The organism is Micromonospora aridisoli (genome assembly GCF_056150025.1).
In genome coordinates this window covers 381,311-394,747 of sequence record NZ_JAXCFK010000001.1, presented here as the reverse complement: position 1 = coordinate 394,747, position 13,437 = coordinate 381,311, and the positions used below count along the sequence as shown (strand labels likewise).

The 13,437-nt window shown below is 72.9% G+C and carries 8 protein-coding genes and 2 pseudogenes; 2 read left to right on the top strand and 8 right to left on the bottom strand.

The features are described 5' to 3' along the window. Nucleotides 1-181: 181 nt before the first annotated feature. The 6 genes and pseudogenes from SM447_RS01775 to ftsY form a co-directional block, all read right to left on the bottom strand. Nucleotides 182-1,690, bottom strand: a pseudogene (locus SM447_RS01775) (HD domain-containing protein); the annotation flags it as partial. A gap of 138 nt (nucleotides 1,691-1,828) precedes the next feature. Beyond that, nucleotides 1,829-2,632, bottom strand: a pseudogene (locus tag SM447_RS01770) ([protein-PII] uridylyltransferase family protein); the annotation flags it as partial. A 12-nt stretch (nucleotides 2,633-2,644) separates the two neighbouring features. Further along, the gene (locus SM447_RS01765; protein ID WP_199172388.1) at nucleotides 2,645-2,983 is read right to left on the bottom strand and encodes a P-II family nitrogen regulator; all 339 of its coding nucleotides are present in this window, start codon (nucleotides 2,981-2,983) and stop codon (nucleotides 2,645-2,647) included. Between the two features lie 26 nt (nucleotides 2,984-3,009). Continuing rightward, nucleotides 3,010-4,275 (bottom strand): ammonium transporter, encoded by a 1,266-nt coding sequence (locus tag SM447_RS01760; protein ID WP_474571233.1) that lies wholly within the window; start codon nucleotides 4,273-4,275, stop codon nucleotides 3,010-3,012. Between the two features lie 315 nt (nucleotides 4,276-4,590). Further along, nucleotides 4,591-5,454: an aminoglycoside phosphotransferase family protein gene (locus SM447_RS01755; RefSeq protein WP_474570931.1), complete on the bottom strand. Its 864-nt coding sequence runs from the start codon at nucleotides 5,452-5,454 to the stop codon at nucleotides 4,591-4,593. A gap of 6 nt (nucleotides 5,455-5,460) precedes the next feature. Next, a complete protein-coding gene (gene ftsY / locus SM447_RS01750; RefSeq protein WP_474570930.1) occupies nucleotides 5,461-6,651 on the bottom strand; it encodes a signal recognition particle-docking protein FtsY in 1,191 nt (396 codons plus the stop codon). 187 nt (nucleotides 6,652-6,838) lie between these two features. On the opposite strand from ftsY, the gene SM447_RS01745 reads away from it, so the two are divergent. Continuing rightward, nucleotides 6,839-8,566 (top strand): alkaline phosphatase D family protein, encoded by a 1,728-nt coding sequence (locus tag SM447_RS01745; RefSeq protein ID WP_474570929.1) that lies wholly within the window; start codon nucleotides 6,839-6,841, stop codon nucleotides 8,564-8,566. An 86-nt stretch (nucleotides 8,567-8,652) separates the two neighbouring features. Then, on the top strand, nucleotides 8,653-9,174 hold the full coding sequence (locus SM447_RS01740; protein ID WP_474570928.1) for a DinB family protein: 522 nt from the start codon (nucleotides 8,653-8,655) through the stop codon (nucleotides 9,172-9,174). Nucleotides 9,175-9,199: 25 nt separating this feature from the next. Here SM447_RS01740 and SM447_RS01735 read toward each other — a convergent pair whose 3' ends face one another. Both SM447_RS01735 and smc read right to left on the bottom strand, forming a co-directional pair. Next, nucleotides 9,200-9,820, bottom strand: coding sequence for an HAD-IA family hydrolase (locus SM447_RS01735; protein WP_474570927.1), 621 nt, complete (start codon nucleotides 9,818-9,820; stop codon nucleotides 9,200-9,202). After that, a complete protein-coding gene (gene smc / locus SM447_RS01730; RefSeq protein ID WP_474570926.1) occupies nucleotides 9,820-13,434 on the bottom strand; it encodes a chromosome segregation protein SMC in 3,615 nt (1,204 codons plus the stop codon). Before smc ends, SM447_RS01735 begins: the two co-directional genes overlap by 1 nt. Nucleotides 13,435-13,437: the final 3 nt, after the last annotated feature.

Sequence of the window (13,437 nt, the reverse complement as noted above, 5' to 3'; positions counted from 1 at the left end):
TTCCGGCGAGCAAGAACGAGGCCGGGTGAGCTGTCCGACCACCGCTAGGGTAGCCCGCCGCCCACACCCGCGCTCCCGGGCAGCCCCAGCCGCCCGGTGCCCGGATCTGTGGCAGTTGCGGTAGCCGACACGCCGATCGGTCGACACCTTTACTGCCACGGATCAGATGTGACGTGGGGACTCACACGGCGGCGAGGACGGCCGCCGCCAGCCGGTCGCGTTCGGCCTCCGGTGGCCAGCCACCGACCAGGTAGAAGGCGTCGACGACGTCGCCACCGAGCGTCGCGATCCGGGCCGCCCGCACCTGGGCCCCGGCCGCGTCCAGCGCACTGGTCACCCGGTAGAGCAGGCCGGCGGCGTCGGCGGCGCGCAACTCCAGCAGCACCGCGTCGGTTGCCGCGTCCCGATGCCAGACCACCCGTGGTCGGGCCCCGGCCCCCCGTGCGGCCAGGGCCCGACCGCGCAACCGCTGGGTCACCGACACGTCGCCGCGTACCGCACGGCGCAGGTCCGCGCTGAGCGCCACCGGATCCGGGGCCAGCCCGTAACGCGGCTGCACCCGGCACTGCACCAGAGCCCGCCCGTCCACGGTCGAGGCGTCGGCGGCGAGGACCTCCAGGCGGTGCAGGGCCAGGCAGCCGGCCACCGTCGCGAGCAGCCCCCGCCGGTCCGCCGCGGCCACCGCGACCCGGTCGCCGGTCAGGTGTACGACCGGCAGTGGCCCGGCCACCAACGCCGGGTCCGGTGCCGGCGGCGCGGGCACGTCGCCCGTGTCGAGGGTGGTGCGGACCCGGGCGACCAGCTCGGCGACCAGCCGCCCCTTCCAGTCCGACCAGGCGGCCGGGCCGGTGGCGGCGGCGTCGGCGCGCACCAGCGCGTACAGCAGGTCGAGGGTGGTCACGTCGCCGACCGCCTCGGCCACCCGGGCGATGGTGACCGGGTCGGAGAGGTCCCGGCGGGTGGCGACCTCGGGCAGCAGCAGGTGCAGCCGGACCAGCGTGCCGATCAACGCCGCCTCGGGCGCCGGCAGGCCGATCCGGGTGGCGATCGCCTCGGCGATCGGCGCGCCCACCAGGCTGTGGTCACCGGGGAGGCCCTTGCCGACGTCGTGCAGCAGGGCCCCCAGCAGCAGCAGGTCGGGGCGGTCCACGTCGCGGGTGTGCCGGCTGGCCTCGAAGGTCGTCTGCACGAGATGCCGGTCGAGGGTGAACCGGTGCACCGGGTTGTGCTGGGGCAGGCTACGCAGCCGGGTCCACTCCGGCAGCCACCCGTCGATCAGCCCGTACCGGTCACAGGTCTCCCAGGCCGGGATCAGACCCGCGCCGGCACCGAGCAGCGTGGTCAGGGCGGCTCGGGCCTCGGCCGGCCAGGGGGTCGGCAGAGGCGGACAGTACGCCGCGAGCCATTCGCAGGTGGCCCTGGCGATGGGCAGCCCGGTGGCCGCCGCGGCGGCCGCCACCCGTAACGAGAGGCTGGCGTCAGGGCGGGCGCCGATGGCGGTACGGGCCAGCACCAGTTCCCCGTCGTGCTCGACCACGTCCCGGGCGACCGGCCGGCGCAGCGGCCTCCCGTCGGTGCCCCGGCGGCGGCCGGAGCGCAGCCGGTCGGCGGCGCGGAAGGCGTCGTCCAGGGCGTGGCTGACGGTCCGGGCGTCACCGGCGACCCGGCGCAGCAGGGCGTCACCGTCGCCGTCCTCGGCGCGCGGCACATCCGGTCGCCGTGGCCGAGGCTGCTCGACCTCCACGCCGCCAGCAGCGGCCTGCCACGTCGCGGCGTCCGCACCGCCGGCAGCCGCCTCCCAGGTCGCAGCATCCGCGCCGCCCGGCGGGACCTCCTCGCGGGCGGTGGAGCCGCCGGGAGCGACCCGGCGCAGGCCGAGCAGGGCGGCCACCCCGTCGCGTTCCTGGGCGAGCAGCCGGTCGGTCCGCCGGCCGACCTGCTGGTGCAACGCGTCGCGGGTGTCCAGTAGGCGCAGGTGCGCGGCGTGCACGGCCGGTCGCAACGCGTCGGTGACACCGGCGGTGGCGATGGCCCGCAGGATGCCCACGTCGCGCAGGCCCCCGGCGGCCTCCTTGAGGTCGCCCTCCAGCAGGTGGGCCAGCTCGCCGTGGGCCTGCCAGCGGGCGGCGGTGCTCTCCCGCAGCGGGGCGAGCTGACGGACGGCGGTGCGCCGCCAGTGGTCGGTAGCGCTGCGCACCAGCGTGTCGGCGAGCTCCGGGTCACCGGCGACGAGCCGGGCGTCGAGCAGACCGAGGGCCACCTTGACGTCGTCCTGGGCGACCGACAACGCCTCGGCGACGGTGCGGACCGAGTGGTCCAGCCGCAGCCCGGCGTCCCAGATCGGGTACCAGAGGGCGGCGGCCAGCTCGTCGACGCCGGGTACCCCGGCGTGCACCAGCACCAGGTCGAGGTCGCCGTGGGGGGCGCACTGCCGCCGGCCCAGCCCACCGACCGCGAGCAGAGCGACGCCCGGCCGGACCGGCAGCAGCCGGGCCAGCCAGGCGTCGTACGCGTCGGCTCGCGCCCGACGTGCCGACGCGCCGATCCCGGCCGGTACGCCGACGACCTCGTTGACCAGGAGGTCAGCACCGCCCGCAGGCTCCGGGGCAGTCCTACTGGTCAACGAGGTCATCTGCTGCTCGCCCTACAGGGCGTCCAGGCCGCGCTCGCCGGTGCGGACCCGGACGACCTCCTCGACGGCGGTCACCCAGACCTTGCCGTCGCCGATCTTGCCCGTCCGGGCGGCCGACACGACCGCGTCCACGATCTTGTCGACGTCGATCTCGTCGGTGAGCACCTCGACCCGGATCTTGGGCAGGAACTCGACGGTGTACTCGGCGCCCCGGTAGACCTCGGTGTGGCCCTTCTGCCGCCCGTAGCCCTGGACCTCGCTCACGGTCAGCCCGGCCACGCCCAGCGTGTGCAGGGCCTCCTTGACGGCGTCCAACTGGTGCGGCTTGATGACCGCGGTCACCAGCTTCATGTCCAACCCCTCCATTCGCAGGTACGTTAGCCGGCGACCTTCTCGCTTACCGGTTCGGTTGGCTCGGTCTTCGGCGTGGCCGACGTACCGATGCCCGCGGCGGCGAACGCGCCACCGCCACCACCACCCGTGGCGCTGAACTCGTACGCGCTCTCCGCGTGCTCGGCGTTGTCGATGCCCTCGACCTCGGCCTCGGCGCTGGTACGGAAGCCGATGGTCTTCTCGATCCCGAAGCCGATCAGGTACGCGACCACGAACGAGTACGCCAGCACGGCGACCGAGCCGAGAGCCTGCTTGCCGAGCAGTGCGATGCCGCCGCCGTAGAGCAGACCGTCGTTGCCCTCGCCGGCCAGCACCTCGATGGCCAGGAAGCCGATGAGCAGCGAGCCGATGATGCCACCGATCATGTGCACGGCGACCACGTCGAGCGAGTCGTCGTACTTCAGGCGGTACTTGAGGCCCACCGCCAGGGCGCAGACGACACCGGCGATGACGCCGAGCGCGATGGCACCGAGCGGCTCCAGGAAGGCACAGGCCGGGGTGATGGCCACCAGGCCGGCGACCGCGCCGGAGGCGGCACCGAGGGTGGTCGGCTTGCCGTCCCGGATCTTCTCCACCAGCAGCCAGCCGAGCACCGCGGCAGCGGTGGCGACCTGGGTGTTGATGAAGGCGATCGCGGCGGTGCCGTTGGCGGCGAGGGCCGATCCGGCGTTGAAGCCGAACCAGCCGAACCACAGCAGGCCGGCACCGAGCAGCACCATCGGCAGGTTGTGCGGCTTGAAGCTGTCCCTCGGCCAACCGACCCGCCGGCCGAGCACCAGCGCCAGGGCCAGCGCCGCGGCACCGGCGTTGATGTGCACCGCGGTGCCACCGGCGAAGTCGAGCACGCCCAGCTCGAAGATCCAGCCGCCGCCCCACACCCAGTGCGCGACCGGGAAGTAGACCAGGGTGGCCCACAGGCCGGCGAAGAGCAGCCACGGGCCGAACCTGGCCCGATCGGCGATCGCGCCACTGATCAGCGCGACGGTGATCACGGCGAACATCAGCTGGAAGCCAGCGAACAGCAGGTCGGGGATCCCGCCCTCGGTGCCGCTCTCCAACATGCCGCGCAGGCCGGCGGCGGAGAGGTCGCCGGTGATCCCGCCGACATCCTCACCGAACGCGATGCTGTAGCCGTAGAACACCCACAACAGGCTGACCAGGCCGATCGCGCCGAAGCTCATCATCATCATGTTGAGCACGGACTTGGACCGGGTCATGCCCCCGTAGAACAGCGCCAGGCCGGGCGTCATGAGCAACACCAGTGCGGCCGACGTCAAAATCCAGGCGGTGGCACCAGAATCTAGCTCCGGCACGCTGCCTCCTCTCGGGTTGTTTTCTCCCTCCCTCCCGGCACCGCGCAGCATCGCCCGTACGCCGGTTGCGCGGAAGCCTGGTGGTCCGCTGTTTCACCCAAGGTCCCCGGCCGGTTTCCGAACCGTGACGGGTTGTTTCGGACGTGTGAAGAAGGTCGCACACCTCGGCGCTTCGACGGGCGTGGATCGGCCGTTTGGTGTCGCTCCATCCCCCGACGGCCCGAGAGAACGTCGGAACGCCCCGACGGCCTCTCAGCGCAGGGCGTACTCGAGAGCGTGTCGCTCGTAGTCGAGCAACCGCAGATCCCGCATCGGCCGGCGCAGGTGGCCCTTGTGCACGATCCGCACGAAGGCCGGCTCCCCCGCCGCGGCCATCCGGCGGATGCCCTCGACATGATCGACGATCCGCTTGCGGATGGTCCGGATCAGCCGGTGCCGGTCACGCGGAATGAGCCCGTACGCGTCGGCGAAGAGCCGCAGCCGGCGCGGCCGGTCGGGGTGCTTCCAGCCAAGGGTGATCGAGTCCCGGTCGGAGAAGATCGGCACCCAGGTCCACGCGGCGTACGCCACGTCGTAGATCCGGGCACCGGGCGAGGCCAGATCGAAGTCGATCAGCCCGAGCGTCCCGTCCGGTCGCCAGATCACGTTGTGCGGCGCCGCGTCGTGGTGGCAGATGACCTCGGTGTCCGGTGGCGGTGGGCCGAACGAACGCCACACCGCCTGCGGCGGCGGCACGAAACCGTACTGCGCGTCGTGGAACATCCGCAGCATGGTGGCCACGGTGACCAGTGCCTCGTCGGTGACCCAGTGCGGGGCCAGCGGATACTCCCCGCACTCCCCCTCCAGGTACGACAGCACCTCCCGGTTGCGCTCGTCCATGCCGAGGGCACGGGGCGCGCCGGTGAACCCGACGTACTCCAGGTGACGCAGCAGGGCGTGCACCGACGGGGTCCACGGGCCGGCGTTGCGCCGCACCGTGTCACCGACCCGCACCACGGTGCTCACGTTCCCGCCGTGCAGCGGGATCTCCTGCGAAGTCACGTACGGTCTCCCGAGGCGCTGCGACGGGTGGCTCGGGTCGCGCCAGCCCGCGTACGCGCGATCGTCTCTGGTCACCCGAGGTTACGCGGTCTGTCCGGAGGTCTCGGTACCCAGCAACGCGTCGACGAACTGCGCGGGGTCGAACGGCGCCAGGTCGTCGGGGCCCTCACCGAGGCCGACCAGCTTGACCGGGATGCCGAGCTTGCGCTGCACGGCGATGACGATGCCACCCTTGGCCGTGCCGTCGAGCTTGGAGAGCACCACGCCGGTGACGTTGACCACCTCGGTGAAGACACGTGCCTGTTCCAGGCCGTTCTGCCCGGTGGTGGCGTCGAGCACCAGCAGTGTCTCGTCGATCGGGCCGTGCTTCTCCACCACCCGCTTGACCTTGCCCAGCTCGTCCATCAGACCGATCTTGTTCTGCAGTCGGCCCGCGGTGTCGATCAGGACGGTGTCGACGCCGGTCTCGATGCCCCGCTTGACCGCGTCGAAGGCGACACTGGCCGGGTCGGCGCCCTCGGGGCCACGGACCGTCTCGGCACCGACCCGCCCGGCCCAGGTCTGCAACTGGTCGGCGGCGGCGGCCCGGAAGGTGTCGGCCGCGCCGAGCAGCACGCTGCGACCGTCGGCGATGAGCACTCTGGCGACCTTGCCGCAGGTGGTGGTCTTGCCCGCGCCGTTCACGCCGACCACGAGCAGCACCGCCGGCACGCCCTCCTTCGGAGCGGTGTGCAGGGACCGGTCCAACCCCGGGTCGAGCGCGTTGACCAGCTCGGCGGCGAGCAGGGCGCGCAGTTCGGCGACCGACCGGGTGCCCAGCACCCGGGTGCGCTCCCGGAGCCGGTCCACGATCTCCCGGGTGGCGTCGACGCCGACGTCGGCGGTGATCAGGCTGTCCTCGATCTCCTCCCAGACGTCCTCGTCGAGCCGGTCGCGGCTGAGCAGGCCGAGCAGACCCTTGCCGAAGACGTTCTGCGACCGGGACAGCCGGGACCGCAGCCGTACCAACCGGCCGGCGGTCGGCTCGGGCACCTCGACGGTCGGCGCGGGCGCCTCGATCACGGGGGGCGGCTCGACCAGGACACCGGTGGACAGATCGGCCTCCGGCGCCTGCACCGGCGGGCCGGCGAGGTCCTCCTCCGCCCGGGTGTCGACCTCCGTACGCGGCAGCGGCGGCTGCGGCCGTCGGCGCAGCCGCGGCACGACCAGCCCGATGCCGCCGAGGATCAGCAGACCGAGCAGGGCGAGAGCGATGAGGAGGTATTCCGTCATGCCGGAATCCTGTCAGATGCCGACGACCACGTCTCAGCCACCGCTCCCGCCGGGCTCGACAGTTCCCCTCGGCCCGGCCGCACCCGGTGGCCACCCGGGAGGCGGCGGTAGTCTCAGCCACAGTTGGCAGTGGTGCGCACGCCGGCCGGGTAGTAAAGGATGAAGCTTTCTCGTCTGGAGGTCGCGCATGCCCGCCGAGCTGCTCATCGGCCCCCTGCTGCGCCGGGTCGTCGGCACTCGGGCCACCGTGTGGGTCGAGACCACGGCACCGGCGGTGGTCACCGTCCGCACGGACGCCGGTGCCCTCGGCACCGCGCCCACCTTCAGCGCGTACGAGCACCACTACGCCCTCGTGGTGGTCGAGGGGCTCACCCCGGACAGCACCGCCCCGTACGAGGTGCTGATCGACGACGAGGTGGTCTGGCCGCTGCCGGCCAGTCGCTTCCCGCCCAGCGTCATCCGCACCCGTGCCGAGGACGACCGGGACCAGCCGGTGCGCCTGCTCTTCGGTTCCTGCCGGGAGACCACCCAGCACGCCACCACGCGCAAGCTGCCGCCGGACGCGCTCGACGCGTACGCCCGGCGGGTGATGGCTGACCCCGACCCGGCGGCCCTGCCCGACCTGCTGCTGCTTCTCGGCGACCAGGTTTACGCCGACGAGACCTCGCCCACCGTGAAGCGCCTGCTGCGTCGCCGTCGGCGGCGTCCCGCGGGCGCACCGAGCGACCAGGTGGTCAGCTTCGACGAGTACACCAAGCTCTACCTGGAGTCGTGGAGCGACCCGGAGATCCGTTGGCTCTTCTCCACCGTGCCGAGTGTGATGATCTTCGACGACCATGAGGTCATCGACGACTGGAACACCTCCGCCTCGTGGCGCGCCGACATGCGCGAGCAACCCTGGTGGGCCGAGCGGATCGCCAGCGGGCTGGCCTCCTACTGGGTGTACCAGCACCTGGGCAACCTCTCCCCGGACGAGATCGCGAGCGACCCGGTGTTCGCCAAGGTCAGGGCCGCGGAGGACGCCACCGGCGTGCTACGCGAGTTCGGTGCCCGGGTCGACACCGAGGCCGACCTGGCCCACGACACCGAACGCTGGCGCGCGGTGCAGTACCAGTGGAGCTACGCGCTCGACCTGGGCCGCACCCGACTGGTGATGCTGGACAACCGGTGCAGTCGGGTGCTGCTGCCCGGCCGACGGGCGATGCTGCCCCCCGGGGAGTGGTCCTGGTTCGTCGACCGGGCCCACGGCAGCTACGACCACCTGGTGGTCGGCTCCTCGTTGCCCTGGCTGCTGCCGCCCGGCATCCACCACGTCGAGGCGTGGAACGAGAAGCTGGCCGACTCCGCCCGGCCCTGGGTCGCCGGGCTGGGCGAACGGCTGCGCCGCGGGCTGGACCTGGAGCACTGGGCCGCGTTCCGCCGCTCGTTCGACGCCCTGGCCGAACTGTTCGCCCGCATCGGCTCCGGTGCGCCCGGTGTGCCCGACGACCGTAAAGGCGCCGGCCCGGCGTACCCGCCGCCGGCGTCGATCAGCGTCCTCTCCGGCGACGTGCACCACTCGTACGTGGCCCGGGTCCGGTTCGCCGACCCCGCCGTACACACCCCGGTGCACCAGCTCACCTGCTCGCCCATCCACAACCAGGTGCCGGCCGGGCTGCGCCCGTTGATGCGGCTCGGGTGGGCGCGCGGCCCCGCCGGAGCGGCCCGTGCCCTGGCCCGCACGGCCGGGGTCCGCCGGCCCCTGGTCAAGTGGCGCAAGCTGGCCGGGCCCTACTTCGGCAACGCGGTGGCGACGCTCACCCACGCCGGCCGCGGGGCCGAGGTGGTCATCGAGGGCACCACCGGTGAGGGCCAGCTGCACGAGGTGGCACGGCACCGGCTCACCGACGGCCGTCAAGCGACCTCGGCCGGGTGACCTCGCCGGGTCGGCGGCGCGGTCTCGATGGACGCGGCGGCACAAACCTGTCGCCCGATGTCAGGCGTCCGGGCCAGAATCTCCGGATGACCTGGACGGCACCGGAGATCGACCGGACTCCCGAACCCTACGTCGGCGACGAGCGCACCATGCTGGAGGGCTGGCTCGACTATCACCGGCAGACCCTGCTGCTCAAGTGCGCGGGCCTCACCGCCGAGCAGTTGCGCACCGCCAGCGTCGAGCCGTCCAACCTCACCCTGCTCGGGCTGGTCCGGCACCTGGCAGAGGTGGAGGCCTGGTGGTTCCGGGAGAACTTCGCCGGCGAGCAGGTCGCCTACCCGTACTACACGCCGGACGATCCGGACGCCGACCACGACGTCAGCGAAGCCGACGCCGAAGCGGACTTCGCCACCTACCACCGGCAGGTCGAGCTGGCCCGCGCCGCCGTGGTCGGCCGGTCGCTCGACGAGACGTTCACCGAGGTGGGCCCGAAACAACGGACGTTCAACCTGCGCTGGATCTACGTCCACATGATCGAGGAGTACGCCCGGCACAACGGGCACGCCGACCTGATCCGCGAACGCATCGACGGCGTGGTCGGCGAGTGACGGAGCGCGGGCGGGCGGGCCGCGCTCAGCGGGCCAGCGCGGCCCGCAGGTAGCGCAGGTCCTCCGGACCGTTCCAGCGGTACGCCGACAGTCCGGCCGCCCGAGCGCCGCTGATCGCCCGGTCCTCGTCGTCGACGAAGAGCACCCGGGACGGCGAGGTCTCCAACGCCGCGCAGGCGGCCTGGAAGTACTCGGGCGCGGGTTTGTGCACCCCGATGGCCGAGGAGTTGACCACCACGTCCAACTCGTCGGTCAGGTCGAGCGCGGCCAGGTCGGCGTCGAGCAGGTCGGTGGCGTTGGTGCCGAGCCCGACCCGGATGCCGTCGGCCCGCACCTCCCGGACGAACGCCAGCACGTCCGGGTCCACCTCGCCGCGGTAGCGCTGCCACTGCGCCACCGCCGCACGGGCCCGCTCGGGATCGCCCACCGACGGGGTGAGCGCGTCCGCCACGCTGGTCATCCAGTCGGCGTGGCTGACCTGACCGGTGAGCACCGGTTGCAACCGCCCCCACTGCATGGCTATCTCGCCGAGCACGCCGGCGGAGAGGCCGTACTCCCGCTCGACGCCCGCGGCGACCGCCGGGTCCCAGCGCCGCAGCACGCCGTCGAAATCCACCAGGAGCGCCGTCGCGCGTTCCCGAGCCACTACCCGTTCTCCTCGCCGCGGCCCTGCCGCTCGTCATCCCCGTCGGCCCGGTTGAGCCGTTGACTGATCACCTGGGTCACCCCGCCGCGCATGGTCACACCGTAGAGCGCGTCGGCGATCTCCATCGTCCGCTTCTGGTGCGTGATGACGATCAGCTGGCTCTTCTCCCGCAGCTGGGCCAGCAGGGTGATCAGCCGACCCAGGTTCACGTCGTCGAGGGCCGCCTCCACCTCGTCCATGATGTAGAACGGGCTGGGCCGGGCGCGGAAGATCGCCACCAGCATCGCCACGGCGGTCAGCGACCGCTCGCCGCCGGAGAGCAGCGACAGCCGTTTGATCTTCTTGCCCGGCGGCCGGGCCTCGACCTCGACGCCGGTGGTCAGCAGATCGTCCGGGTCGGTGAGGATCAGCCGGCCCTCGCCGCCGGGGAACAGCACGGTGAAGACCTGCTCGAACTCCCGCGCGGTGTCGGCGAAGGCGCTGGCGAAGACCTCCAGGATCCGGTCGTCGACATCCTTGACCACGGTGAGCAGGTCACGTCGGGTGGCCTTGAGGTCCTCCAACTGCTCGGAGAGGAACTTGTAGCGCTCCTCCAGCGCCGCGAACTCCTCCAACGCGAGCGGGTTGACCTTGCCGAGGAGGGCCAGTTCCCGTTCGGCCTTGGCGGCTCGCTTCTCCTGCACCGGGCGTTCGTAGCGGACCGGCTCGGGCACCGGCAGGCCGTCCCGCTCGGCGACTGCCACCTCGGCCTCGGTCGGCGGCACCAGCTGGCTCGGGCCGTACTCGGCGATCAGGGTCTCCACCGTCAGGCCGAAGTCCTCGGCCGCCTTGGCCTCCAACTGCTCGATGCGCAGTCGCTGCTCGGCGCGGGCGACCTCGTCGCGGTGCACCTGGCTGGTCAGCCGTTCCAGTTCCGCGCCGAGCCGCTTCGCGGCGGCCCGCACCTCCTGAAGCTCCGCCTCCCGGGTGGCCCGTTCCCGCGCCACCGTGTCGCGGTGCTCCTCGGCGCGGGCGATGCTCTCGGTCAGCTGGGCCAGCGCCGCCCGCGCGCCGCCGGCGACCGCTCTGGCGATGGCGGCACCCCGGGTCCGCGCGGCCCGCCGGGCGGCCGCCCGCTCCCGGGCCGCCCGCTCGGCACCGGCCTGCCGGCGCAGCGAGTCGGCCCGCCCGGCGATCGAGGCGACCCGCTCCTCGGCGGTACGCACCGCGAGCCGGACCTCCATCTCGTTCTGCCGGGCCTGCGGCACCATCGCGGCAAGCTGGTCGCGTTCCTCCGTGGAGGGTTCGGCGTCGATCGGGGTCGCCTCCGCCAACCGCAGCCGCTCTTCCAGCTCGGCGAGGGCGGTCAGATCCCGTTCCCGGGCCGCCTCGGCGCGCGCTCGGGACTCGCCGAGCCGGTCGGTCTCCGCCTTCGCCGACCGGGCGGCGGCCCCCAGCTCGGCCAGCCGCCGTGCCGCGGCGTTGCGGTGGCTCTCCGCCTCCCGCTTGGCGGCTGCGGCGTGCTGCACCGCCTCCTTGGCGACGGCCACCTCGGCGCGCGCCTCGACCAGCTGTTCCCGTAGCTCGGCGCTGGTCCGCTCGGCCGCCAGCCGGTTGGCCCGGGCCTCCTCGACGGCCGCCTGCACCTCGATGTAGCTGGGCGCCTTGGCCGACCCGCCGGCCGCCGCGTACGCGCCGACCACGTCACCCTCCCGGGTGACGGCACGCAGTTCGGGATTTCCGGCGACCACCTCGGCGGCGGCGGAGAGGTCCGCCACCAGCACCACGTCACGCAGCGCCCGGTGCACCGCGGGGCGGATCTGGACGTCGCAGTCGACCAGGTCCGGTGCCCACTGAGCGCCGTCGGGCAGTTTCGGACGCAACGCGTCGGCCGAGCCGGACATGCCCGGTCCGGCTGGGCTGCCCACGAGCAGCCCGGCCCGCCCGGCATCGGAGATCTTCAGCAGGCGCATCGCCTCGACGGCCTCGTCCACGCCGGTGACCGCGACCGCGTCGGCCAGCCCGCCGAGCGCCGCGGCGAGCGCCGCCTCGTGCCCCGGGGCGACCGTGAGCAGGCCGGCGAGGCCACCCAGCAGGCCCGGCACCTGGTCGGCGCGGGCCAGCAGCGCCCCGGCGCCGTCCTTGCGCCGCAGCCCGAGGGCGAGCGCCTCCTCCCGGGCCTTCCAGGTCGCGGCGTCCTTCTCCGCCGTCCGTTCCGCGTCCGACAGGGACCGGACCCTGGCCTGGGCCTGTTCCTGGGCGGCGACGGTCTCGGCGTGCCGGGCGTCCAGGTCGGCGTTGTCGCGATCCGCCTCGGTGGACTGCTCGGCGACCGCGTCCAGCTCCGCCTGGGCCCGCTCGGCCCGGGCGAGCGCGTCGGTGTGCGCGGTGGCGAGCCGCTCGATCTCCTCACCGGCGCTGGTGGTCCGTGCCCGGGCGGAGTTCACCTGCCCGGTCAGCCGGGCCAGGCCCTCACGCCGGTCGGCGATCGCCTTCGCGGCGGCGACCAGCTCCCGCTCGGCGGCGGCGAGCTGCCGCTCCAGCTCCTGCCGGTGCTCGACCGCCTCGGCGAGCCGGATCTGGTCGTCGGTGAGCGCCGCGCGCAGCTCCTCCTCCTGCTCGCGGACCCGTTCGGCCTCGGCCTCCAACTGGTCCGGGTCCCGGCCGGGGCGCTCGTCGTCGGGTGTGGTGCTCAGGTGCCGTAGCCGCTCGACCGCGAGCTGCTCGATCGAGCGGAAACGCTCCTGCAACGCGGAGAGCTTGTACCAGGTGTCCTGGGCGGCGGCCAGCAGCGGCGCGTCGGAGGCCAGCGCCTCTTCCAGCTCGCCGAGCCGGGACTGCACCTCGGCGTGCTCGGCCTCGACCTGCTCGCGTCGCTGGCGGAGCGCGGTCTCGTCCGCGATCTCCTTGTCGAGGGTGGTACGCAGGGTGGCCAGGTCGTCGGCGAGCAGGCGCAGCCGTGCGTCGCGCAGGTTGGCCTGGATCACGGCGGCCCGGCGAGCCACCTCTGCCTGCCGGCCGAGCGGCTTGAGCTGTCGGCGCAGCTCAGCGGTCAGGTCGGTGAGCCGGTTGAGGTTGGTCTGCATCGCGTCGAGCTTGCGCAGCGCCTTTTCCTTGCGCTTGCGATGCTTGAGGACGCCGGCCGCCTCCTCGATGAACGCCCTGCGATCCTCCGGCTTGGCGTGCAACATCCCGTCGAGCCGACCCTGCCCGACGATGATGTGCATCTCCCGGCCGATGCCGGAGTCGGACAGCAGTTCCTGGATGTCGAGCAGGCGGCAGGAGTCACCGTTGATCTCGTACTCGCTCTCGCCGGAGCGGAACATCCGGCGGGTGATGGAGACCTCGGTGTACTCGATCGGCAGCGCGCCGTCGGTGTTGTCGATGGTGAGGGTCACCTCGGCCCGGCCCAGCGGGGCCCGGCCGGCCGTGCCGGCGAAGATGACGTCCTCCATCTTGCCGCCGCGCAACGCCTTCGCGCCCTGCTCGCCGAGTACCCAGGCGATGGCGTCGACGACGTTGGACTTGCCGGAGCCGTTCGGTCCCACCACGCAGGTGATCCCCGGCTCCAGCTTGAGCGTCGTAGCGGAGGCGAAGGACTTGAAGCCCTTCACCGTCAGGCTCTTGAGATGCACCTT